This window comes from Dethiosulfatibacter aminovorans DSM 17477, assembly GCF_900142005.1.
Lineage (GTDB): Bacteria > Bacillota > Clostridia > Tissierellales > Dethiosulfatibacteraceae > Dethiosulfatibacter > Dethiosulfatibacter aminovorans.
This window is the reverse complement of record NZ_FQZL01000006.1, coordinates 149,117-174,106: the sequence shown is the minus strand read 5'-3', so window position 1 is coordinate 174,106 and position 24,990 is coordinate 149,117. Positions and strand designations below refer to the sequence as shown.

Here is a 24,990-nt window from a genome sequence, read left to right as displayed (position 1 = left end):
GACATCCAAGATGATTCCGGGTTCTGGGAATTGTTACTTGTTTTAATATCAGATAATTTTATGGACTCGATATTCTATTGTAGTTTATCGGGCGTAAAGAAAGAAGCCACGCTGCGTTAGCCGCAGCTATAATAAAGGAGGAAAATATGGAGAGTATTTTCGAATATGAACTTGCTGGACGTAAGCTTAAATTGACATTCAACAAATTGGCAGGTCTTGCAAATGCATCTTGTCTTGTAGAATATGGAGAGACTGCAGTTCTTGCTGTTGCAACTGCTTCCAAGGAACCAAGAGAAGGTATAGATTTCTTCCCGCTGGGAGTTTTTTATGAAGAAAAAATGTATTCTGTAGGAAAAATTCCCGGAGGATTCATTAAAAGAGAAGGTAGACCAAGTGAAAAGGCAACCTTGACTTCAAGACTTATTGACAGACCGTTGAGACCGCTTTTCCCAAAAGGTTTTAGGAATGATGTGCAGGTCGTCACTACAGTAATGTCTGTTGACCCTGACTGTTCACCTGAAATAGCAGCTATGATTGGATCTTCAGCAGTACTTACAGTATCGGACATTCCATTCGAAGGACCAACAGGAGCGGTAAATATCGGACTTGTAAATAACGAGTTTGTTGTGAATCCAAATCTTGAGCAAAGAGCTGAAACACAGCTGGACTTGACAGTATCAGGTACAAAAGATGCAATCATGATGGTTGAAGCAGGTGCAAATATCCTTTCGGAAGAGACAGTTCTGGATGCTATATTGTTTGCACATGAAGAAATAAAGAAAATATGTGATTTCATTGAAGAAATAAGGAATGACATAGGGAAGGAAAAGCTTGACGTTAAACTTTTCAAACCTCTTGAAGAAATAGAAGTTGAAATTGTGGAATATTGCGACAACAGGTTTGAAGAAGCATTGACAATAGAAGACAATGTAGAAAGACAAGAAAAGATTGATGAAATCAAAAAAGAAACATCTGAAGTATTTGTAGAAAAATACCCTGACAATGCCAAGGATGTTGACGAAGTGCTTTATGGTATTGTAAAGAAAAAGGTTAGAAAAAATATTCTCAAGAAGGGAATAAGACCTGACAATAGAAAAATTGACCAGATAAGACCTATTTCATGTGAGGTAGGAGTACTTCCAAGAACCCATGGCACGGGACTTTTTACAAGAGGACAGACTCAGGTTATGACAGTAACAACTCTTGGCGTTGCCAGTGATGCTCAAACAATAGATGGTCTTTCAGAGGAAGAATCAAAGAGATACATGCATCATTATAACTTCCCAGGGTACAGTGTTGGAGAACCATCTCCATTGAGAGGTCCGGGACGTAGGGAAATTGGTCACGGAGCACTTGCCGAGAGAGCTCTTGTTCCTGTACTGCCGGACAAGGAAAGCTTCCCTTATACCATCAGACTTGTATCTGAAGTTCTTAGTTCAAACGGGTCGACTTCTCAGGCCAGTGTATGTGGTAGTTCAATGTCACTTATGGATTCAGGAGTGCCAATCAAGGCTCCGGTTGCTGGAATAGCAATGGGTCTAATGAAGGATGAAGAGGATGTTGTTGTACTTACAGATATTCAGGGACTTGAGGATTTCCTGGGAGACATGGACTTCAAGGTCGCAGGAACTGCAGAAGGTATAACGGCCATTCAGATGGACATAAAGATTCATGGAATCGACAAGGAAATACTGACAAGGGCATTGGAACAGGCAAGAGTAGGAAGACTGTTCATACTGGATAAAATGAATAGTTGTATTGAAAAGCCTAGAGAAGAAGTTTCAAAATATGCACCAAAGATTATTTTCATGAAGGTGGACCCTGACAAAATCAGAGAAATCATAGGGCCTGGTGGAAAGGTGATCAACAAGATCATTGAAGAAACAGGTGTCAAGATTGATATTGAAGATGACGGTTCAGTAATGATTGCGGCTACAAATCCTGAAGCCGGAAACAAGGCAAAGGCTATTGTTGAAGGAATTGTCAAAGGAGTTGAAGTTGGAGACGTTTATCTTGGAAAAGTAGCAAGAATAATGAAGTTTGGAGCTTTTGTAGAAATAGGAAACAACAAGGAAGGTCTTCTTCACATCTCCAAGATATCAGATAAAAGAATAGAAAAGGTTGAAAATGTATTAAGCATTGGAGATGAGGTTCTTGTCAAGGTCATCGAAATAGACAAGCAGGGAAGAATAAACTTATCCAGAAAAGCTGCAATAAAGGATAAAGAGAAAGAAAACGAAAATAAATAACAGACAATCCCTCTTTATGAGGGATTTGTTTTTGACGGGAGGAAACATGATTCACAAAATAGTTTTGGACAACGGTTTGAGGATAGTTTTTGAACAGGTTGATTATGTGAATTCAGTCACTACAGGTATATGGGTAGGGGCAGGCTCTATTAACGAAACTGATGAAAATAATGGGATATCACATTTGATAGAACATATGTTGTTTAAAGGTACAAAGAAAAGGAGTGCCGCCGATATTGCTGAAGAAATGGACAGCATGGGAGGGCAGCTCAATGCCTTTACCACTAAAGAGTGCACCTGTTTCTATACAAAGGTTACTTCATACAACTTTGAAGCGTCCCTGGACGTCTTGTCGGATATGATATTCAATTCTGTTCTGGACGAAGAAGAGCTTGAAAAGGAGAAAAAGGTGGTTTTTGAAGAAATACTCATGTATGACGATTCTCCGGAAGATTATGTCCATGAACTACTGACAAAGATATCCTTCAAGGGTAATTCCATTGCATATCCTATTTTGGGAGATGCCAATACTGTAGGCAAAATAGGAGTTGCAGATATAAAGAAATACATGGAAAACAATTATACTTCTGACAACATTGTTATTTCAATTGTTGGGAATGTAACCCCTGAAAAAGTCAAGGCACTGTGTTCCGAGTATTTTGGCCAGTTCAAAAAAAGCGAGGCTGAAACGATAAAAGACAGCAGCTATAGATATAAGAACAATATAGAAAGTGTTCATAAAAGTATAGAACAGTATCATTTTTGCATTGGCGTTGAAGGCTATGAAAGAAACAATAAAAACTACTATGCTTCAAATATACTCAATAATATAATCGGCGGAAGCATGAGCTCAAGACTTTTTCAGAATATCAGAGAAAAAAGCGGTCTTGTATATACAATTTATTCCTTTAATTCCAGTTACAGATCAGCAGGGTTGTTTGGAATATATTCGGCTCTTAAGGAAGAGAGCATAGATGAAGTTGTGAGCAGAGTTAAAATTGAATTGGACAGTTTGAAAAAAGGGAATATTACAAAAAGTGAATTCGAAAGATCAAAGTCACAGATTCAAGGAAACTATATCCTAAGCCTTGAGAATACATCGAACAGGATGACTGTTCTAGGCAGAAGAGAACTATTCTACAATGAAACCATCAATCCTGAGGATATTGTCGATACTATAAAAAATGTTGAATATAATGATATTGTAGAAGTATCAAAAGAGCTGTTCGGATGCGATAAGTACAATATTGCATTAACTGGAAATATAGAAAAAAACAAGGATATAATCAAGCGTTTTGATTTTTCATAGTACACGGCTAAGCCGTTTTGTTTAGGAGGACAACGATGATAGTAAAGATAAAAAAAACAAACGATTTTGACCTGCCTCAGTATAAGACAGAAGGATCTTCCGGGATGGATTTGAGCGCAGACATTAATGAACCCATAGTACTTAAGCCATTTGAAAGATATCTGGTACCTACAGGCATTTACATTGAAATACCAATTGGCTACGAAGCTCAAATAAGAGCAAGAAGCGGGCTGGCTATAAAGAACGGAATAAGTCTTGTAAACGGAATAGGTACTATTGACAGCGATTACAGAGGCGAAATAAAGGTAATACTTATAAATCTGGGTGGTGAAGATTTCACAATATACAGGGGAGACAGAATAGCTCAGATGATATTTGCAAAAGTTGAAATTGCCGATATTGAAGAAGTTGAAATAGTTGATGAAACAGCCAGAGGGGCTGGCGGATTTGGACATACTGGCATAAAATAAAATTTATGCAGGGATTTGGAGGATGTTATGACATTATTGGAAGGCATTGTATTAGGGTTGGTACAGGGGATTACTGAGTTTTTACCGGTAAGCAGTTCCGGGCATCTTGCATTGTTTAGTGCATTGTTCAAAATCAATGAAGGAAATCTGTTCTACAGTGTAATGCTTCATTTCAGCAGCCTGGTAGCTGTGTTGATATACTTCAGAGAAGAAGTCAAGGGATTATTTTTTGCATTTTTCAGGCTTTTGGGGAGGATTGGAAAAGACAACAGAACAAGAAAATTGATCAAGTATGAACGGGTGCTGCTGCTTCTCATCGTTGCAACTATCCCGACAGTCATAATCGGATTGGTTTTTGGTGACTTTTTTGAGGAGTTATACGCAAGCGAAAGTATCAAGCCTGTTGGTGTCGCTCTTTTTTTCACCGGCTTGCTGCTTCTTGTATCAGAAAGATTCAACAGACCAAAATATGAGATGAATGATGTTCCATTTTACAAGGTAATACTTGTAGGTATATTTCAGGGACTGGCAATAGTTCCGGGAGTATCAAGATCCGGCTCCACAATTGTAGGATCTCTTTTCATAGGCTTGAACAAGGAAGAGGCGGCCAGATTTTCATTCCTGCTTGCGATACCTGCGATTCTTGGAGCCACAATACTTGAAGTTTTTTCAATAAATACGGCTGAAGTTGCCATAAATGCAAATTTGTTTGTTGGAATGATTGTTTCATTTGTATCAGGAATGTTTTCAATAAGTGTTCTTATGAACATAATAAAAAAGGGCAAGCTTTATTATTTTGCAATTTATGTATTTATTGTGGCTGTGTCAATAATATTGTTTTTCTAAGAAGGTGAAACTTTGAATAATAAAAAGAAAGGTTCGGCAAAAGATAAAAAGAGAAAACCCGCAAGAACTAAAAAGACGAGTGACAAGAGCACAATGGATTCAAGACTAAAAAATGAAATAAAGGGAATTGTTTATCTTGTTGTTGCAATTCTGTTTTTTGTTTCACAGAAATACGAGGATGGAATTGTATTCAAATACCTGGTGAATTTCCTTAAGATAGCTGCAGGCAAGGGGTATGTATTCGTACCCTGGTTTCTTGCGCTTATAGGAATGCTGTATTTCGCAAACCTAATAAAGGAAAAGAACAACAGGAATATATTCTTCGCAGTTGCAATATTTATTTCAAATATCTGTTTGATGACAGTTTGGGACAAGAATATTATTGCTTCAGGAATATTTGATTCAGGAAAGATTGCACAGATTGCTGTGGCTGCCGAATATTTTGTTAAAAGTGGACTTGATGATGTTTCAAGAGGTGGAGGAATAATCGGAGGCGTTATTTCATACCTTATGGTGATTTTGTTCGGCATCACCGGATCCAAGGTTATTTTCATAGCACTGATTGTGATTTCACTGATTCTTATATTGAATAAAAGTGTTTTCGTGACCATGGAAAAGATACTGAAGACACTTTTGAAAGTAATAAAAAATATTGGTGTTTCGGTATATGAGTTCATTTTCATAGAGGAAGATAAGGCCAACAAAAAGAAAGAAAAGAAAGAAGAAAAAAAGGAAGCGAGGGCTTCAAGGAAAAAAGAAACCTCAAAAAATACTTCTAAGAAGGAGTATGACAACAATTATTCATACAAGGATTACAATTATAAGCATGAAGCTGACATGAAGAAGGTCATGGACCTGGGAATTGATGAGGTGGAAGTCAAGCAGCTAGATTTCAGCAATGAAATCGGTGGAGAATTCAAAACCGCAGAAAAGACTGAAATGTCGAAAAAACCAAGAAAATCAAGAACTACAAAACCTGCAAAATCTTTACCTGTGGACGACGAGTCAGTTGAAAAAATGGATTCCGGTACTGAAGACATTGAAGGCAAATACAATGACAGTCTTGAAAGCGGTGCTGCACAAGGTGTTGAATACAAGCTTCCTCCGTTGGAATTCTTAATGGAAAACAGAAGAGAAAACATAAAAAACGAAAAGCAGGAAGCGATAGAAAGCGCTGATATACTGCTCAATACGTTGAACAATTTTGGTATAGACTGCAAGCTTGTGCAGATCAACAGAGGTCCAACTATAACAAGATATGAACTTCAGCCGGCACCTGGAGTAAAGGTGAGCAAAATAACCAACCTTTCAAAGGATATAGCTTTGAGCCTTGCAACATCAGACTTGAGGATTGAAGCACCAATACCCGGCAAGGCTGCAATTGGAATAGAGGTTCCTAATTCAAACAAGTCAAATGTATTTCTTAAGGAGCTCATAGATTCAGCTGAGTACAGGGAAAGGGAAAATGATAAATCCATCCCCTTTACAGTAGGAAAGGATATAGCGGGTAAAAATGTAATAGCTGATATTACATCTATGCCCCATTTGCTCATAGCGGGAGCAACCGGGTCTGGAAAGAGCGTCTGCATCAACTCCCTGCTCATAAGCATACTCTACAACGCTAAACCTAATGATGTGAAATTGATTCTTGTTGACCCAAAAGTTGTTGAACTGAATGTTTACAATGGAATCCCCCATTTGTTGATACCTGTCGTAACGGACCCAAGAAAGGCTGCCAATGCTCTTAACTGGGCAGTACAGGAAATGACCAACAGGTATGAACTGTTTGCAAAGAACAGTGTAAGGGATATCAACTCCTACAATGCAAAAATGGAAAAGGAAAACGAAAATGACAAGATACCAAAGATAGTAATCATAATAGATGAGCTTGCTGACCTTATGATGGTAGCAGCAGGAGAGGTTGAAGACAGCATAACCAGACTTGCACAGCTTGCAAGGGCAGCGGGAATACATCTTGTAATTGCAACGCAGAGACCGTCTGTTGATGTCATAACAGGTACCATAAAGGCGAATATTCCTTCCAGAATAGCATTTGCGGTTTCTTCCCATATAGACTCAAGAACCATACTTGATGTAGGCGGGGCAGAAAAACTCCTGGGAAAAGGAGATCTTTTGTATCATCCTGTAGGTATGAGCAAGCCTCAAAGGATTCAGGGAACTTTCGTAAGCGATGATGAAGTAAAGGATGTCATTGAATTCATAAAGAACCAAAGTATAATTTCAAGCATGGAAAAGATAGAAGAAGAAATAAACAATGTACAGCTTGACAAGGACAAGGATTACGACGAGTTGATACAAAATGCAGCGGAACTTGTAGTTATTGAAGGACAGGCTTCAGTTTCATACCTACAAAGAAAGCTTAAGCTTGGGTATTCAAGAGCTGCAAGAATAGTGGATCAGTTGGAAGAAATGGGTATTGTAGGCCCCCATGAAGGCAGCAAGCCCAGGAAGGTTCTGATCAATGCTGAAGAACTTGAAGAAATTAATTTTTAGCAGGTGGAAAATGGAAAAAATACATATAATAACTCTTGGATGTTCAAAGAATACAGTTGATTCTGAGTATATGCTTGGTGTTTTAAAAGAAGGATATGAACTGACATCCGACATTGAAGAAAGCGACATAGTGATAATAAACACTTGTGCCTTTATTAAGGACGCCAAGGAAGAGTCAATAAACACAATCTTTGAGGTTGTCAATTTGAAAAATGACGGCATTGTCAAGAAAATTGTAGTGGCAGGATGTCTGTCTCAACGATATTACGAAGAACTTTTGAAGGAAATACCTGAGATTGACCTTTTCATTGGAACGTCAAATTATGATGAAATACTAAAGATACTGGAGGAATCAAAAGCAGGTGCGGTAGTAACAAATCCTTCAAGGATTATTCCGGACAGACTGCCAAGGGTTCTCACTGAAAGCAAACACTATGCTTATGTTAAAATTGCAGAAGGATGCGACAATCTTTGTACCTATTGTATTATTCCACAATTGAGAGGAAAGTACAGAAGCAGAAAAATGGAAGACATTTTAGAAGAAGTCGGATTTCTTGCTGAGAAGGGTATCAGGGAAATAATAGTAATAGCGCAGGACACAAGTAAATATGGAATAGATCTATATGGTGAAAAAAAGCTGCATACTCTTCTTGAAAGAATTTCAGAAATAGAAGGTGTAGAATGGGTAAGGGTACACTACATATACCCTGAAGATTTCTATGGCGAGCTTCTGGAAACCTTCGCCGTTAATGAGAAGCTTCTCAATTATTTTGAGATACCTCTCCAGCATGTTAATGACAATGTACTTAAAAGAATGAACAGACATACAAATAGAAAAAGCATTGAGGCGCTTTTGACAAGCATCAGAAATAGAATTCCGGATGCTGCAATAAGAACAACATTTATAGTGGGATTTCCTGGAGAAACGGAAGAACAGTTTGAAGAACTGGAAAAATTCGTGGAAGAATTTAAATTTGACAGACTTGGAGTTTTTGCATATTCCGAGGAGGAGGGTACTCCTGCTGCCAGGATGATGGAAAGAATAGATGAAGATATAAGGGAAGAAAGAAGAAGTATTTTAATGGAAAAACAAATGAATATTTCCATTGAAAAAAATAAAGGATTTATTAACAAAAGGTTTGATGTTATAATTGATTCGTACGTTGAAGAAAACAGATACATTGGAAGGACATATATGGACTCGCCTGATATAGACGGTGTTGTATATGTAGACAGCAAACATGAATTAAAACCGGGGGATATTGTTGATGTGAAGATTACGGAATCCCTTGAGTACGATTTGATAGGAGAGTATTATGAACTTGCCCAATAAGCTTACCATATTGAGAATTTGTTTGATACCATTTTTCATGTTTTTCATTCTTACGGATTTCTTTCAATATACGGAATTGGTTGCACTAATCATATACGTTGCAGCATCTATTACTGACAGTGTTGATGGTCACATAGCCAGAAAGTATAATCTGATCACGGACTTTGGCAAATTCATGGACCCGCTTGCAGACAAGCTTCTTGTAATTTCATCATTGGTATGTTTTGTCGAAATCGGCGTATTGAATTCATGGGTGGTAATGATAATAATAGCTAGAGAACTTGCAATAACAGGTTTTAGAACCTTGGCTGCAAACAAGGGAATAACCCTTGCTGCAAATATCTGGGGTAAGTTAAAAACCATATGCCAGATGACTACAATTATCTTGCTGTTGGTGATCAATGCAGAAATGTTGCTGTTCCTGGATATTCTTGTGTTGCCCCTGGTGGCGCTCACTGTACTATTGACACTTTTATCCGGGTTTATTTATATTATTCAAAATAAAAGCGTCCTTAAATGAAAGTTAAAGGACAGCGGATAAAATAAAAACTTGACACAGTCGAAAATATGTTCTATAATTCAGTTAGAACAAATGTTCTAAAAATGACGGGGTGATATGATATGGAAAAAGATAAGGCTCTAGAACTGGCATTAAGTCAGATTGAAAGGCAATTTGGTAAAGGATCTATAATGAGGCTGGGAGAAGACAGCAAGCTAAATGTTGAATCCATTTCAACGGGCGCGCTTCCTCTTGATATTGCTTTGGGAATAGGAGGTCTTCCTAAGGGAAGAATAATTGAAATATATGGACCTGAATCATCAGGTAAAACTACTGTAGCGCTACATGCTGTAGCTGAAGCTCAGAAAGAAGGCGGAATAGCGGCTTTCATAGATGCTGAGCATGCATTGGACCCTTTGTATGCCAGAAATTTAGGTGTAAATACTGAAGGGTTGATTGTATCTCAACCGGATACCGGTGAACAAGCACTTGAGATAGCAGAGGCGCTTGTTAGAAGTAATGCAATTGATATAATCGTTGTGGACTCTGTAGCAGCACTAGTGCCCAGGGCGGAACTGGAAGGCGAAATGGGAGACAGTCATGTAGGGTTGCAGGCGAGACTTATGTCACAAGCATTGAGAAAGCTTGCCGGTGCAATTAAAAAATCAAATACAATAGTTATTTTTATTAATCAGTTGAGAGAAAAGATAGGAGTCATGTTCGGGAATCCTGAAACGACCACGGGAGGTAGGGCTCTTAAGTTTTATGCGTCTGTGAGACTTGATGTAAGAAGAATTGAAACATTGAAAAAAGGTACTGACATGGTGGGCAACAGAACAAAGATCAAAGTTGTCAAAAATAAGGTTGCTCCTCCATTTAAATTGGCAGAGTTTGATATAATATATGGAAAGGGCATTTCAAATGAAGGCTGTGTTCTTGATCTTGGAGTAGAAAACGATATTGTAAAAAAAGCCGGTGCATGGTACAGTTATGGCGAAACAAGACTGGGTCAGGGAAGAGAAAATTCCAAAGAATTTTTAGAATTGAATAAAGAGCTTTGCGACGAAATTGAAATGAAATTAAGAGTAAAATACGACCTTGTAAATGACAGTTCAGAAGAAAAAAATGAAGAAGAGCAGTAATGCTCTTTTTTTATTTATATGACGTTCATATGTACTGAGAATTTTGTTCAATTGTCTTGACACATAGGTGAAAACACTATAAAATTATAATAGTTTCTCAAATGATAAGTTATAGTATAGAAAAATCAATAAATTTGAATCTTGATAACTGAATAACAGGAGGTGACCCAATGTTACAAAATGTAATATTTGCTTTAGTTGGCGCCGGTGTTGGAGTACTGATTGGCATACTGATAAGAAAAATGGTAGCTGAAAGGAAAATTACAAGTGCTGAAACTGAAGCAAGAAGAATTATCGAAGATAGTATTAAAGCAGCTGAAACCAAGAAAAAGGAATCTTTGCTTGAAGCTAAAGATGAGATACACAAAATAAGAAATGAAGCAGAAAAAGAGAACAAAGACAGAAGAAATGAATTGCAGAAGTTAGAAAAGAGATTGTTAAAGAAAGAAGAAACCCTTGACAGTAAAAATGAGTCAATTGAAAAAAGAGAAGAAAAAATCAACAAAATGTACAAGGATATTGATTCAAAGGAAAAGGAAATCAAAGAACTTGAAGCAACACAAAAAAGGGAACTGGAAAGAATATCCGGTTTAACTTCTGAAGAAGCAAAAACTGTATTGATGGAAGGCATAAAAAAAGAAGCAGAATATGATGCAGCTATTATGGTCAAGGATATTGAGAGAGAAGCTAAAGAGAACGCGGACAGAAAAGCAAGAGAAATTGTAAGTTATGCTATACAGAAATGTTCAGCAGACCACGTTGCTGAAACAACTGTATCAGTAGTGGATTTGCCGAATGATGAAATGAAGGGAAGAATAATCGGCCGGGAAGGTAGAAATATTCGCGCTCTTGAAACAGCCACTGGAATTGATCTTATTATAGACGATACTCCTGAAGCAGTCGTAATTTCAGGATTTGATCCAATTAGACGTGAAGTGGCAAGGATAGCACTTGAAAAACTAATCAATGATGGAAGAATTCATCCTGCGAGAATTGAAGAAATGGTTGAAAGAGCAAGAAAAGAAGTAAACCAGATAATCAAGGATGAAGGTGAAAAGGCAGCCTTTGATGTTGGAATACACGGGCTGAGAAATGAAATTGTTAGATTGTTGGGAAGACTTAAATATAGAACAAGCTATGGACAGAATGTCCTGAAACATTCTATTGAGGTCGCACATTTAAGTGCAATAATGGCAGCGGAGCTTGGAGCTGATGTGAAAATTGCAAAAAGAGCTGGTTTGCTGCATGACTTGGGAAAAGCTGTAGACCATGAGGTTGAAGGCCCCCACGTTACCATTGGTGCTGATCTGGCTAGAAAGTACAAGGAAAACCATAAGGTTATTCATGCAATTGAAGCTCACCATGGCGATATAGAAGCTAAAACCGTTGAAGCGGTCATAGTTCAAGCCGCAGATGCAATTTCTGCAGCAAGACCTGGTGCACGAAGAGAGACATTGGAATCATACATCAAAAGACTTGAGAATCTTGAAGAAATAGCAAATTCTTTTGACGGTGTTGAAAAATCCTTTGCAATTCAGGCGGGAAGAGAAATCAGAATCATGGTTAAACCTGAAGATGTAAATGATTCCAGCATAGTTGTTATAGCCAAGAATATTGTTAAAAGAATTGAAGATGAACTTGAGTATCCAGGTCAAATAAAAGTAAATGTAGTGAGAGAGACAAGAGCTATAGAATACGCTAAGTAGTTACAATAACTCAAGACAAAATTAAGAAGTAAACTTTTGGTTTACTTCTTTTTATTGAATAATACCAAATAATGATAAGGAAGTGATTACCATAGATACAAAATCTTACAAGAATCCGCTTATAACAAGATATGCAAGCAAGGAAATGAGTTACGTTTTTTCAGATGAAAACAAGTTTTCATACTGGAGAAAGCTCTGGGTTGCATTGGCTGAATCTGAAAAGGAACTTGGTCTTGATATAACAGATGAACAGATTAATGAAATGAAAGAAAACATATACAATATAGATTTTGAAATGGCAAGGAAGAAGGAAAAAGAAGTAAGACATGACGTTATGGCCCATGTTCATACTTTCGGAAACCAATGCCCCAATGCGAGACCTATAATCCATCTGGGAGCCACCAGCGCCTTTGTAGGGGACAATACGGATATACTTCAAATAAAAGAAGCCCTTGAAATTGTCAAGAAGAAACTTCTCAACCTGTTGTATGTAATGTCGGAATTTGCCCTTGAATATAAGGAAATGCCGACCCTTGGATATACTCACTTCCAGCCGGCTCAGCTTACAACCGTAGGCAAGCGTGCAGGATTGTGGCTTCAGGATTTATATTTTGACTATAATGACCTTATTTATGTAATTGAAAATCTGAAAATGAGGGGTACTAAGGGAACTACAGGAACACAAGCGAGTTATCTGAAGCTTTTCGAAGGTGATTCCGACAAGGTGAACAAACTTGATAAAATGGTTGCCAACAAATTGGGTTTTGAAAGTTCATATTATCTTACTGGGCAGACATACTCGAGAAAAGTGGATGCAAGTGTTACCAAGGTGTTGAGCGGAATAGGACAGTCTCTTCACAAAATGACAAATGACATAAGACTGCTTCAGAACCTAAAAGAGATTGAAGAGCCGTTTGAGAAAACACAGATAGGTTCATCGGCAATGGCATATAAAAGGAATCCGATGAGAAGCGAGAGAATAGCTGCATTATCAAGATTCATTATTAATACTTCGCACAATACTGAAGATACTGCATCGGTGCAGTGGTTTGAAAGAACCCTTGATGACTCTGCCAATAAAAGACTTTCAATTCCTCAAACATTCCTTGGTTGTGATTCCGTCCTTGAAATCGCAATAAACATATTCCAGGGCATGGTTGTAAACGAAAAGGTCATTGAAAAGCATATCAATGAAGAATTGCCGTTCATGGCTACTGAAAATATAATTATGGAAGCTGTTAAGCGTGGTGGTGACAGACAGGATTTACATGAAGAAATCAGAGTCTTGTCAATGGAAGCCGGCGAACAAGTCAAGAAATTCGGTAATAAGAATGATTTGATTGAAAGGATGATTAAATCCGATAAAATATCTTTAAATGAAAAAGAAATCTTGGAAATCATAGATGCCAAGAAATTCATTGGAAGATCAGCAGAACAAGTTGATGTTTTTTACAATGAAGCTATAAAACCGTTGCTTGAAGAAAATAAAGATTTATTGGGTATGACAGTCGAGCTGAATGTATAAGAAATAAATATTAAATCCCAGGATAGATAGTCCTGGGATTTTTTAGCAAGGATATGTCGGACAACGAATTAAACGCTGTAATGAGTGTTTTTTTATAACTTAACATAGGATCTGGTTTTTGAGCATCGAGAAATGAAATCGGTTGAGAAAAATGTAAAAAAACGGCTTGAAAATTTCGGTTTTAAGAAGTTTAAAAATATTTGCAGAGTAATTGTATGTCGAAGGTATTAAAATTGATTAAAGCTGATAATAATGTGGCAAAATGGCAATTCAATATGCAAAGGTGTATCTGGAATGAAAATATAAGAATCGGCACAATAAGCAGTTGCAATATATTGGAAAACAAGATATAATTACAATAAATTCATTTATTTTGTCGCAAAATAACTATTTTGCGACAAAATAAAAATATGGCCGGAGGCAAATATGGACTATTTTTCAGCCCCTCCTCTTTTGGGAGATTTCATAAATTATATAGAAACCATCAAAGGCAAGTCGGCAAAGACTGCCGAGGAGTATTTTTTGGATTTAAGGACCTTCTACCGATTCTGTGGAATGAGATTCAAACTGACAGATGAAAAGGTCTTTAACAACATCGATATAAATTCGTTTTCAGAGGATTTTTTACAGCGGATCAAGCTGCAGGACCTCCACTCCTTTATTTCCTTCGTAGACAGGATTAAAAAGAACAACAATAAAACCAAGGCAAGAAAAGTCGCCAGCCTCAGATCCTTTTTCAAGTATCTTTATCATGTGATAAATGCCATTGAAAAAAACCCTGCTGAAAATCTAGAATCTCCGAAGATTGAAGCCAGGCATCCGATACATTTGACTCTGGATGATGCAAAGAAGCTTCTTGATTCGATTGAAGGTCGATATGCTACAAGAGACTTTGCAATAATCATGACATTCCTGAATTGCGGCATGAGATTATCGGAACTTGTAGGTATAGACATATCAAGCATAAAGGATGATACCTTGACTGTCGTAGGTAAAGGCAATAAAGAAAGAACGGTCTATTTGAATGATTCGGTAAATGAAGCCATAAATAATTATCTGTTGGAGAGACCTGATCCGGCTGATGAAAATGACGATGCCCTGTTTTTAAGTTCCAGGAAAAAAAGAATATCCCCAAAAGCGATACAGCATCTTTTGAGAAAACATCTTTTGAATGCAGGACTAGTAGATGAAAAGTATTCCCCTCACAAGCTGAGGCATACAGCTGCAACCTTGATGTATCAGCACGGCAATGTGGATATAAGGGTTCTGCAGGAAATACTTGGCCACGAAAGCGTATCAACTACACAAATCTACACCCACATAAACGATGAAAGGCTTAAAAAGGCTGTCGAAAAGAATCCGTTAAGCGGTTTTACCAAAAAAGAAGAAAAAATAAATAAGTAATGACAAACATCCTTGCTGCGAACAATTGTTCGGAAAACCGGAGGTCATGTCTTCATAAAGCGTGCATGGTTACACATATGGATAGTATGGAAATCCTAATTAAAAAAATAACGGTCATATTATAGTATTAAAAACTGACTTGGGAGTCTTATGCCGAGGCCTCCCGAGTCAGTTTTTTATTGGAACCTTTATCGTTTGTCCTGGGTAAATGTATCCGTCCTGAAGATTGTTGAATTCCATTATTTCATATACATCTTTTCTTATGGAGCTGTTTTGTCCATATTCCCTGGCTATATCCCAGATTGTATCTCCTGAATTTATTTGCAGTTCGATATATTTGATTTCGCTGTATGAATAGGCTTTAACTGTATAGGTAATCATTGATGTCAGTAGTAAAAGTAAAACTGTAGATGTAACCAGGAACGCTTTGAATCTTCTCTTGTCTGCAACACGGTATCTGTTTAATATAATCATATCCTCACCTCGAACTTATGTTTGATTATATAATAACAGAACATAAGTTCTGTGTCAATAGTTTTCAGAACAAATGTTTGCAAGGGTGTTCTATTTATGTTATAATACAATTGCTAAAGAAAAATAAACAGGGGTGTTCCAATGAAAGATTTATCAAACAAACAGATAACAATATTAAATTACATAAAGAAAGAAATTTCAGATAATGGTTATCCTCCATCAGTGAGGGAAATATGCAAGGCAGTAGGTCTTAAGTCAACATCTACGGTCCATTCTCATCTGAATACTCTTGTTAAAAAGGGTTATATCCGAAAGGGAGACAACAAGAACAGAGCCATTGAAGTGATTGATACGGAAGATGCATTTGTGGATATTCCCAAGAAGGAAGTTACAAATGTTCCCCTTGTTGGAAGAATTGCAGCAGGCGAACCTATACTTGCCGTTGAAAATGTTGACGACCTCTTCCCCATTCCTGTGGATTGGGTTGGCAAAAACGAAACATTTGTTCTGAGAGTCAAGGGCGACAGTATGATAGATGCAGGAATACTGGATGGAGATTATGTAGTGATAAGTTCACAAAACACTGCAAGAAACGGCGATATAGTAGCGGCCCTCCTTGATGACGAAACTACACTTAAGAGGTTTTATAAGGAAAAGGATCATTTCAGACTTCAGCCTGAAAACAGTACTATGGAACCAATCATAGTCAAGGATGTAAATATACTGGGAATATTGAAGTGTGTAATTAGAAGGTATTAGAAACTTTGTGAAATATACTCTACGCAGCTGTCAAGTATTTGATGTATCAAGCATACGAGATAGTGTTCGATGTGCGTTCGGTAACTGGATAGAACTAAAAAATCATGGTATTTGGATACCATGATTTTTTGTTACTTTAGTATTCTTTTGAGGGTTATTGCAGCTGCCAGCTTGCACTGGGCGTAGGTAATGCCTCCCTGGAAGTAAGCCATGTATGGTTCCCTTAATGGAGCATCGGCACTCAGTTCTATTGAAGATCCTTGAACGAATGCTCCACATGCCATAATGACTTCGTCCGTATATCCTGGCATGGCCCAGGGTTCAGGCAGTGCTCTGGAATCTACAGGTGAAGCCTCTTGAACTCCCTGACAGAAAGCAATGAGTTTTTTCTTGTCGTTGAATTTGATTGCCTGAATGATGTCGCTTCTTTCATCATCAATTTGTGGAATAATATCATATCCAAGCTTATTGTATATGTGGGCTATGAGAAGAGCACCTTTCAAGGATTCCCCTACTGCAGATGGAGCCATGTAAAGTCCCTGTAGTATATTCCTGGTTTGTCCGAAGGTAAGGCCTACCTCTTTCCCTATTCCAGGTGATGTCAGTCTGTTGGATATCATTTCTATAAGATATGACTTACCACAGATATATCCTCCCGTAAGGGCTATTCCTCCACCCGGATTTTTTATGAGGGATCCTACAACAAGGTCCGCACCGGCATCGCTGGGTTCGTATTCTTCCATAAATTCACCGTAACAGTTGTCTATCATAATGACAACATCATTATGTCTGGATTTAATATGGGAGATGCATTCCTTCATCTTCTCTACAGTTATTGCCTTTCTTTCCGAATATCCCGTTGATCTCTGAATCATTACGACTCTGGTGGAATCATCTATGACCCGGTCTATTTTTTCCAGATCAAAATCTTCGTTATTTATTAAATCGACTTCCCTGTATCTTATCCCATGCTGTTTTAGATTGTTTGCTTCCTCTCCTGTTTCACCAAGAACTGTAAGCATTGTGTCGTAAGGAGTACCTGAAATGGAAACGATCGTATCGCCATACTTTGTAATTCCCGAAAGTGTAAGGTACAAGGCATGTGTTCCTGAAACGATATTCGGCCTGACAAGGGAATCTTCCGTATTGAAGATTCTTGAGTATATTTCTTCAACCTTTTCCCTTCCGGGATCGTTGTAGCCGTACCCCGTGTTCCAGTAAAAATTCGTATAGTTGAGGTTTGAATCCTGCATTGCCTTTATTACTTTGAACTGATTATACTCTTTTATTCTGTCTATTTCCTTGAATTTTTCATATAAATTGTTTTCAGCCATTGAAATGAGGTTAGAAATTTCATTACTAACCTCAAATAGTTTACATAAATTATTTTTAATCAACTAAATCACCCTATTGTATGTCGAATCTGATGTTTACATCAGGTACTATGGTTGAAATAGCATGTTTATAGATAAGTTGCTGCTTTCCATTGTATTCAAATATTACTGCATAGTTGTCAAATCCCTTGCAAAGTCCTTTAAGCTTGACACCATTGGTCAAGAATATTGTAAGGTTGATTTTTTCCTTTCTCGCCTGGTTTAGAAAAGAATCTTGTAAATTAATAACTTGTTTCATTTTGTAGTCCCCTTTCATTTAGGTAGATTTTAATATCTTCTATTAGTTTGATTTTATTTTCAGGATCAACTTCAATCCATTTTATCCTTTTGTCAGGCCTGAACCATGTGAACTGTCGTTTGGCAAGCCTTCTCGAGTTTCTTTTAATGAGTCTCACAGATTCTTCAAGTGGTATTTCACCATCAAGGAAGGCTGTGACTTCCTTGTATCCTATCCCTTGCATTGATTGAAGGTCTCTATTATATCCTTTTTTCATCAATGATTCAACTTCTTTAACAAGACCGGCTTCAATCATTTCTTCAACTCTTTCGTTTATGCGTTTATAAAGAATTTCCCTGTCCATGTTTAGACCTATGATAATGAAGTCATATTGTTCGGAATTTTTTCTGAAGTCTGTATTTTGTTCAGAAAACGGTATGCCCGTTATCCTGTATACTTCAAGAGCCCTGACAACCCTTTTGACATTGTTGCAGTGAATCTTTCCGGCAGAGACAGGGTCTACGGATTCAAGAATTCCATGCAGATATTCCTTCCCTTTTTCCTCCAGCAGGTCCTCAAGTTCCCGTCTTATGGCAGGATCGGAAATGGTACTTGAAAAATCCAAATCATATATTATTGAATTAACATAAAGGCCTGTTCCGCCTGCCATTACAGGAATCTTATCTTCTGAATGAAGCTTATCAATTATTTTCTCAGCATCATTCTTGAATTCGGATACAGTGTATGAGACATCCGGATCAACAATATCGATCATATGATGTACAATACCTTGTTTTTCTTCTTCAGTGACTTTTGCAGTTCCAATGTCCATATGCTTGTAAATCTGCATTGAATCGGCCGATATTATTTCACTGTTGATATATTTTGCGATTTCAACTGATGCAAAGGTTTTGCCTGAAGCTGTCGGCCCTACAATCAGTATGATTTTTTTCTTCATATATGCACCTAATTAATCCTGTTGAATGATTTTTCGATTTCATGCCTGCTGTATCTTATCCATATAGGTCTGCCGTGAGGACATGTAAATGGTGACCTGCATTTTGACAATTCATTGAGCAGATTGTCCACTTCGGTCTTGTCAAGTCGGTCTCCTGCCTTTATGGATGCTACGCAGGCCTTCTTTATTAGTTTGTTGAGATAATCGCCCATATTGCCTTCGGTTTTTTTCAGGTCCATATTGTCAAGGATGTCATAAAATATTCTTTTAATGTCTCCTCCTGTAAATATGAAGGGAAGAGCCGATATCCTTATTGTTTTTGAACCGAAGTTCTCTACTTCGAAACCAAGCTCTGCATAGGTTTCAAGGTTGTCAAGGACCTTGTCGTACTCCTTGATGTCGAGATGTATGAGTTCAGGCACAAGAAGGTTCTGAACCCTTATATCCGACGAATTGAACTGGTTGATGAACCTTTCGTAGTTTATCCTTTCATGGGCTGCATGCTGATCCATAAGAAACATGTTTCCGTTTATCCTGTCTTCAAATATAAGGTATGAATCAAATAGAGCACCTATATATGAAAGTTCCTTGTATACCATGTTGTATGGATTGTCTTCATTGTTTTCCAGTATGATGATGTTGTCTGAATTTTCGATGTCTTCTTCAATTTGCACCTTGAACTCATCTCTGCAGCCGTCTTCGTGGATTCTTAGGTCAACCTGGTTGTTTCCGTAGTTCAAATTATCATTAAGCAGACAATGACCTTCTATATATGAAACATCATCAGATATTTCTTCTTGCCTGACAACACTATTTTCATTCGAGCAGATTTCTTCATTTTCACCGGATATTACCGTACTTATTTCACTTGTCTCTACAGTTTTTTTGTTACATGATTTTAAGTTTTGACTGTCAGATGTATCAACAAGCATGTTATCAGCAAAATCGGCAGGATTTAGTATAAAACCGTCTGAAATCTCCTCCGGCGTAAATACCTTTATCTGTTCAGAAACACGGTTAGAAGAAATGTTGCTTGTTCCTGATTGATTGAGGCTTGTTTTTTTCTGTGCAGATTTAGTCAAAAATCTGCTTCTTAGTTTTTTTGATATGAGAGAATACAGCAAGTCTTCCAGGAACTTCATGTCGTTGAACTTGATCTTGGACTTCTGCGGATGTATATTCACATCTATTTCAGAAGGGTCCAGATTGATATAAAGTATGAATCCCGGAAACTTCCCCTTGGGAAGCATTGTTGAGTATGCCTTTTCAATGGACGATGAAATGTCCTTATCTATAATAAACCTGTCATTGACATAAATCAACTGCATTTTTCTATTTGCCCTGTAATAATTCAGATTTGTAATATATCCCCTGACATCCACCATGTCCGAGGAATATTCTATTTCCATCAATGATCTTGAAAAATCACTTCCCAGTATACTGCTGATTACATTTAGTTCGGTAGTATTCTTTGGAGTAGTATGGATGATTTTGCCGTCTCTGATGAGTTTGAATGAAATGTCAGTATTTATCAGTGACAGCCTGGTGATAAGGTCTGTAATGGCAGAGCCTTCACTTTTATCGGTCTTCAGAAATTTTTTCCTTGCAGGAATATTGTAGAACAAATCTCTTACAATTACAGTAGTACCGTTCGGAGCTCCTGTAAACTGTTCTGATATCGTTGTTCCCCCTGAAATCTTGACGGTTTTCCCCATCTCTTCACCTTCTGTTTTTGATGTCAATTCAAACTTTGACACGGCTGAAATGCTTGACAAGGCTTCCCCTCGGAAACCCAGGGTGTCAAGGCTGTAGAGGTCGGAGACAGTCCTTATTTTACTTGTAGCATGTCGCAGAACAGATATTCCAATATCATCGTTGGAAATTCCACTGCCGTTGTCTGTAATCCTGATATAGCTTTTTCCGCCATTCTTGATTTCAACAACAATTTCATCCGCCAAGGAGTCAATTGAATTTTCCACAAGTTCCTTGACTACTGAAAAAGGGCGTTCAACTACTTCGCCGGCAGCTATCTTATCAATTGTTTTTTCATCCAAAAGTTTAATTTTGCTCATTTAGTCACCCAGTTCTCTGGCTTTTTTTATCAATTCATTCATCAGATTCAAGGAATCCAGTGGAGTCATTGAATTTATGTTCAAATTAAGTATGTTTTCGGATATGAAATCCTTGTATTTTGCATCATAATTCCAGAATGAAACCTGTTCCCTGTTTTCATCGGTAGAGACTGGAATTTCATTCTTGATTTTTGTATCTGAAAGATTCAATGAATTCTTCTTATTCAAATCTATTTCCTCAAGCTTTTCAAGGAGCTCGAAGGATCTGTTTATTACGTTTTTAGGAAGTCCAGCAAGCCTTGCAACTTGGATACCATAGCTTTTGTCTATGCTCCCCTTGGTGATTTTTCTCAGGAAGATGATATCTTCACCTGATTCCTTGATCATTATCTTGTAGTTGTTGATGCCCTTGATCTTGTCCTCAAGCTCTGAAAGCTCATGGTAGTGGGTGGCAAAAAGAGTCTTGGCCATTATGTTGTTTGTAATATATTCCGTGACGGACCACGCAATACTCAGTCCATCATAGGTACTGGTTCCACGGCCTATTTCATCAAGGATGATTAGACTGTTTTCAGTGGCATTGTTTATGATGTTTGACACCTCTGACATCTCAACCATGAAAGTACTCTGACCGCTTGACAGATCGTCTGATGCCCCTACCCTGCTGAAAAGCTTGTCTACAAGAGAAATCTGAGCCTTTTCCGCAGGTACGAAGCTCCCTATGTGGGCCAGGATCGTAATTAGGGCAACCTGTCTCATATAGGTGGACTTTCCTGCCATATTCGGTCCCGTGATTATGGAGAATCTGTTCTCGTCCTTGTCAAGATAGGTTGAATTTTCAATGAACCTTTCGTCCTTCAACACCTTTTCAATGACAGGATGTCTTCCATTTACTATATTGACTATTCCGTCGACGCTCATTTCAGGTCTGATATAACTGTTCTTAAGGGCTGCCGTACACAGTGAGTTCAGTGCATCGACAGTGGAAATCATTTCAGCCGACTGCTGGATCCGTTCAATCTGATTCTTTACAAACAACCTGATGTCGTTGAATATTTCATACTCAAGTTCCACAATTTTTGACTCGGCATTAAGAATCTTGGCTTCCATATCCTTAAGATCGGGGGTTATGTATCTCTCGGCATTTGCAAGGGTTTGTTTTCTTATATAATCTTCCGGAACAAGATTGAGATATGATTTTGTCACTTCAATATAGTAACCGAAAACCTTATTGAATCCTATTTTGAGATTTTTTATGCCTGTCTTTTCCCTTTCCTGGTCAATCAGTCCGTTGAGCCATTCCTTACCGTTAACAGATATGTTCCTGAGTTCGTCAAGCTCCTCGTTGTATCCGTCCCTTATTAGATTGCCTTCCTTGATCGTTACAGGCGGATTTTCAATAATGCTGGTTGCAATCATTTCATGAACATCGAGAAGCGTGTCCATGTTTTTTGATATCTCATTGAACAGTTTGGCATCAAGAGTAGAAATGTCACACTTAAGGTCGGGAAGAACTTCAATTGACTGGTTCAGTGAATTCAAGTCCCTTGCATTGCAGTTTCCATAGGTGATCTTGCTCATAAGTCTTTCAATGTCATAGATTCGCTTCATATGTTCTCTGATATTATTTGAAACAATTATGTTGTTGTATAGTACTTCAACAGCATCATGCCTGCAGTTTATAGAGGCTATGTCCTGAAGAGGCTCTAAAAGCCATTTTTTAAGCTTCCTTGCACCCATTGCCGTCTTTGTATAGTCAATAACGTTGAAAACGGTGTTTTTCTTGTCTGTGCCCCTTAGCGGTTCTGTTAGTTCCAGGTTTTTTCTTGTGCTGTTGTCAATGATCATATAATCATCAGTTTTGTAGCATGCAAGTTGATTTATATGGTCAAGGGATATCTTTTGGGTTGAATAGAGGTATTCAAGTAGATTCCCTATTGATAATATCGATGCTCTGTCTTCGGGATAGATTCCAAAGACTTCAGTGGATATGACCTTGAAATGATCCTTTATCATATTCAAATAATAGTCTGTATCAGTACCCTGGTCTATAATGTTCAAATTTTTAAGCACCGTATCCAGACTGTTCAGCTTGTGTGCAGAAAAGATCTCTTCCAGGTTCCTGTTGGACAAAATTTCAGAAGGATTGACTTTACAGATTTCATTGTAAAGATCAATAATGTTTTTATCATTGATGGGATCCTTGAATTCTGTAGAAAGCATGTTGCCGGTGGATACATCCACATATGAAATGCTGCAGGAATTCTTTAAAACTGTAACTGAACTCAAATAGTTGTTTTGCTTCTCATCCAGCATGCTGTTGTCAATTACAGTTCCAGGAGTTATAACACGTACTACCTCTCTTTTTACAATGCCAGCCGAGGAAGGCGGTTCCACCTGTTCGCAGATTGCAACCTTGTATCCCTTTTCAACAAGCTTTGAAATATATCCATTTGATGAATGGTAAGGAACCCCACACATTGGAGCCCTTTCTTCCAAACCGCAGTTTTTGCCTGTAAGGGTTATTTCAAGAACCCTTGAGGCTGTAAGTGCATCATCAAAAAACATTTCATAAAAATCTCCAAGCCTGAAGAATAAAATGCTGTCCTGGTGATGTTCCTTTATTTCCATATATTGCTGCATCATCGGAGTTAATTTGTTCTTTTTTTCATTCAATTCTAGTACCTTCCATATACCAGGTTTTTGCTTTTTCTATTTTTACATTAACCAGCTTTCCAAGAAGATTCCTGTCTCCCTTGAAATGTACAATCTTGTTTGTATCAGTTCTGCCTGTCAAATAGCTCTCATCGTTCTTGCTCACATTATCCACTAAAAGCTCTACAGTCTTTCCTATATAGGATATGTTGATTTCTTCAAATATTGGATATAAAACATCCAGAAGCCTGTCGAACCTTTCGTGTTTGATTTTTTCGTCTATTTGGTCTTCCCTTCTTCCTGCAGGTGTACCAGGACGTATGGAATATAGGAAGGTGAATGCAGAATCAAATCTGACTTCTTTAACAAGGTCCAGGGTTTCCTGGAAATCCTCTTCAGTTTCTCCCGGAAAACCAACTATGAAATCCGAGGAAATTGCTACGTCGGGAATTTCTTTTTTCAGTTTTCTGATTATTTCAAGATAGTTTTCTCTTGAATATTTTCTGTTCATTTCCTTTAAAACCTTGGTACTGCCGGATTGAATGGGAAGGTGAACTTGATTGCATACCTTTTTGCATTCCTTCATTGCCTTGATGAAATCATCGTCAACACTTTTGGGATGAGATGAAATAAACCTTATTCTGTCGATTGATTCAATTTCGTTGAGCTCCCTTAACAGATCGGCAAAGTTATATGTTTTATCAGACTCGAAAAGATATGAATTCACATTTTGCCCAAGAAGGGTTATTTCCTTGTATCCATTAAGTCCCAGGTCTTTCACTTCTTCTACTATATCGTGGAAATTCCTGCTTTTTTCCCTTCCCCTTGTATAGGGCACTACACAGTATGAACAGTAATTGTCACATCCATGCATTATATTTACAAAAGCCTTGTGGCTGAATTTTCTGTTTTTGGGCAGATCTTCCTTTAATTCATCACTGTCCTTTAATATTGAAACCACTCTTTTATTTTTTAACTCAATATCATATAGGAGTTCAGGAAGTCTGTCGTAAGTATTTGTTCCAAAAATAAGATCTATGAATGGAAATTTCTTCAATATAAACTCTCTGATTTCATCATTTTGCGGTATGCATCCGCAAACTGCAATGATTTTGGATGGATTATCCATTTTAAGCTTTTTTATGGCTCCAAGCTTGCCGTAAAGTCTTTTTTCTGCGTTTTCCCGTATGAGACAAGTATTGTAAATAATCAGGTCTGCATCCCTGTTGTCCATTGTTTCAAGATATCCTTGGGAATAGAGCAGTCCGCATATTTTTTCCGAGTCGTATTCATTCATTTGGCAACCAAATGTTTCAATGAAAAATTGTTTGTTCATAATATCACCTCAAAAATTAAAATTCTCAGGACTTGGAGTCCATCGAATCTTTGGTAAGTTGAATCATTACGTTCTAACTTTCCTAAACTGTAAAGAAAAAAAGTTGTTAGTCAGAAACTAACAACTTA

General features: G+C 37.7%; 19 protein-coding genes. 12 read left to right on the top strand and 7 right to left on the bottom strand.

Going from position 1 to position 24,990, the window contains the following annotated elements; translation table 11 throughout:
• Positions 1 to 146: 146 nt before the first annotated feature.
• The 11 genes from BUB05_RS04300 to BUB05_RS04250 all read left to right on the top strand — a co-directional run bounded on the left by BUB05_RS04300 (position 147) and on the right by BUB05_RS04250 (position 14,997).
• On the top strand, positions 147 to 2,249 hold the full coding sequence (locus tag BUB05_RS04300) for a polyribonucleotide nucleotidyltransferase (protein ID WP_073047703.1): 2,103 nt from the start codon (positions 147 to 149) through the stop codon (positions 2,247 to 2,249).
• A gap of 46 nt (positions 2,250 to 2,295) precedes the next feature.
• Entirely contained in the window at positions 2,296 to 3,558 is a 1,263-nt protein-coding gene (locus BUB05_RS04295) for a M16 family metallopeptidase (protein WP_073047700.1), read from the top strand.
• A 35-nt stretch (positions 3,559 to 3,593) separates the two neighbouring features.
• The gene (gene dut, locus BUB05_RS04290) at positions 3,594 to 4,028 is read left to right on the top strand and encodes a dUTP diphosphatase (RefSeq protein WP_073047698.1); all 435 of its coding nucleotides are present in this window, start codon (positions 3,594 to 3,596) and stop codon (positions 4,026 to 4,028) included.
• A gap of 27 nt (positions 4,029 to 4,055) precedes the next feature.
• Positions 4,056 to 4,874: an undecaprenyl-diphosphatase UppP gene (gene uppP, locus BUB05_RS04285; protein WP_073047695.1), complete on the top strand. Its 819-nt coding sequence runs from the start codon at positions 4,056 to 4,058 to the stop codon at positions 4,872 to 4,874.
• A gap of 12 nt (positions 4,875 to 4,886) precedes the next feature.
• A complete protein-coding gene (locus BUB05_RS04280; protein WP_073047692.1) occupies positions 4,887 to 7,388 on the top strand; it encodes a DNA translocase FtsK in 2,502 nt (833 codons plus the stop codon).
• Positions 7,389 to 7,398: 10 nt separating this feature from the next.
• On the top strand, positions 7,399 to 8,721 hold the full coding sequence (gene rimO, locus BUB05_RS04275; protein ID WP_073048228.1) for a 30S ribosomal protein S12 methylthiotransferase RimO: 1,323 nt from the start codon (positions 7,399 to 7,401) through the stop codon (positions 8,719 to 8,721).
• A complete protein-coding gene (pgsA, locus tag BUB05_RS04270; RefSeq protein WP_073047689.1) occupies positions 8,705 to 9,241 on the top strand; it encodes a CDP-diacylglycerol--glycerol-3-phosphate 3-phosphatidyltransferase in 537 nt (178 codons plus the stop codon). The genes rimO and pgsA overlap by 17 nt, the downstream gene beginning before the upstream one ends.
• Positions 9,242 to 9,342: 101 nt before the next feature.
• Positions 9,343 to 10,362 (top strand): recombinase RecA, encoded by a 1,020-nt coding sequence (recA, locus tag BUB05_RS04265; RefSeq protein WP_073047686.1) that lies wholly within the window; start codon positions 9,343 to 9,345, stop codon positions 10,360 to 10,362.
• Positions 10,363 to 10,532: 170 nt separating this feature from the next.
• Entirely contained in the window at positions 10,533 to 12,068 is a 1,536-nt protein-coding gene (gene rny / locus BUB05_RS04260; protein WP_073047684.1) for a ribonuclease Y, read from the top strand.
• A 91-nt stretch (positions 12,069 to 12,159) separates the two neighbouring features.
• Complete coding sequence (gene purB, locus BUB05_RS04255) at positions 12,160 to 13,593, top strand: adenylosuccinate lyase (protein ID WP_073048225.1); 1,434 nt, start codon at positions 12,160 to 12,162, stop codon at positions 13,591 to 13,593.
• A gap of 426 nt (positions 13,594 to 14,019) precedes the next feature.
• The gene (locus BUB05_RS04250; protein ID WP_073047681.1) at positions 14,020 to 14,997 is read left to right on the top strand and encodes a tyrosine recombinase XerC; all 978 of its coding nucleotides are present in this window, start codon (positions 14,020 to 14,022) and stop codon (positions 14,995 to 14,997) included.
• Positions 14,998 to 15,165: 168 nt separating this feature from the next.
• On the opposite strand, the gene yneA is transcribed toward BUB05_RS04250, so the two are convergent.
• Positions 15,166 to 15,471: a cell division suppressor protein YneA gene (gene yneA, locus BUB05_RS04245; RefSeq protein WP_073047678.1), complete on the bottom strand. Its 306-nt coding sequence runs from the start codon at positions 15,469 to 15,471 to the stop codon at positions 15,166 to 15,168.
• 141 nt (positions 15,472 to 15,612) lie between these two features.
• On the opposite strand from yneA, the gene lexA reads away from it, so the two are divergent.
• Positions 15,613 to 16,230 carry a transcriptional repressor LexA gene (lexA, locus tag BUB05_RS04240; RefSeq protein ID WP_073047675.1) on the top strand — a complete coding sequence of 206 codons (618 nt, stop codon included), beginning with the start codon at positions 15,613 to 15,615 and terminating at the stop codon, positions 16,228 to 16,230.
• A 131-nt stretch (positions 16,231 to 16,361) separates the two neighbouring features.
• Here lexA and BUB05_RS04235 read toward each other — a convergent pair whose 3' ends face one another.
• Genes BUB05_RS04235 through miaB form a run of 6 tightly spaced genes read right to left on the bottom strand, consistent with a single transcriptional unit; the run spans position 16,362 to position 24,862 of the window.
• A complete protein-coding gene (locus BUB05_RS04235; protein ID WP_073047672.1) occupies positions 16,362 to 17,627 on the bottom strand; it encodes a methionine gamma-lyase family protein in 1,266 nt (421 codons plus the stop codon).
• Between the two features lie 10 nt (positions 17,628 to 17,637).
• Positions 17,638 to 17,862 carry an RNA chaperone Hfq gene (gene hfq / locus BUB05_RS04230; RefSeq protein WP_073047669.1) on the bottom strand — a complete coding sequence of 75 codons (225 nt, stop codon included), beginning with the start codon at positions 17,860 to 17,862 and terminating at the stop codon, positions 17,638 to 17,640.
• A complete protein-coding gene (gene miaA / locus BUB05_RS04225) occupies positions 17,846 to 18,799 on the bottom strand; it encodes a tRNA (adenosine(37)-N6)-dimethylallyltransferase MiaA (RefSeq protein WP_073047666.1) in 954 nt (317 codons plus the stop codon). The genes hfq and miaA overlap by 17 nt, the downstream gene beginning before the upstream one ends.
• Positions 18,800 to 18,807: 8 nt before the next feature.
• On the bottom strand, positions 18,808 to 20,871 hold the full coding sequence (gene mutL, locus BUB05_RS04220) for a DNA mismatch repair endonuclease MutL (protein ID WP_073047664.1): 2,064 nt from the start codon (positions 20,869 to 20,871) through the stop codon (positions 18,808 to 18,810).
• Positions 20,872 to 23,517: a DNA mismatch repair protein MutS gene (mutS, locus tag BUB05_RS04215; RefSeq protein ID WP_073048223.1), complete on the bottom strand. Its 2,646-nt coding sequence runs from the start codon at positions 23,515 to 23,517 to the stop codon at positions 20,872 to 20,874.
• A gap of 22 nt (positions 23,518 to 23,539) precedes the next feature.
• Complete coding sequence (miaB, locus tag BUB05_RS04210) at positions 23,540 to 24,862, bottom strand: tRNA (N6-isopentenyl adenosine(37)-C2)-methylthiotransferase MiaB (protein ID WP_073047661.1); 1,323 nt, start codon at positions 24,860 to 24,862, stop codon at positions 23,540 to 23,542.
• Positions 24,863 to 24,990 lie beyond the last annotated feature (128 nt).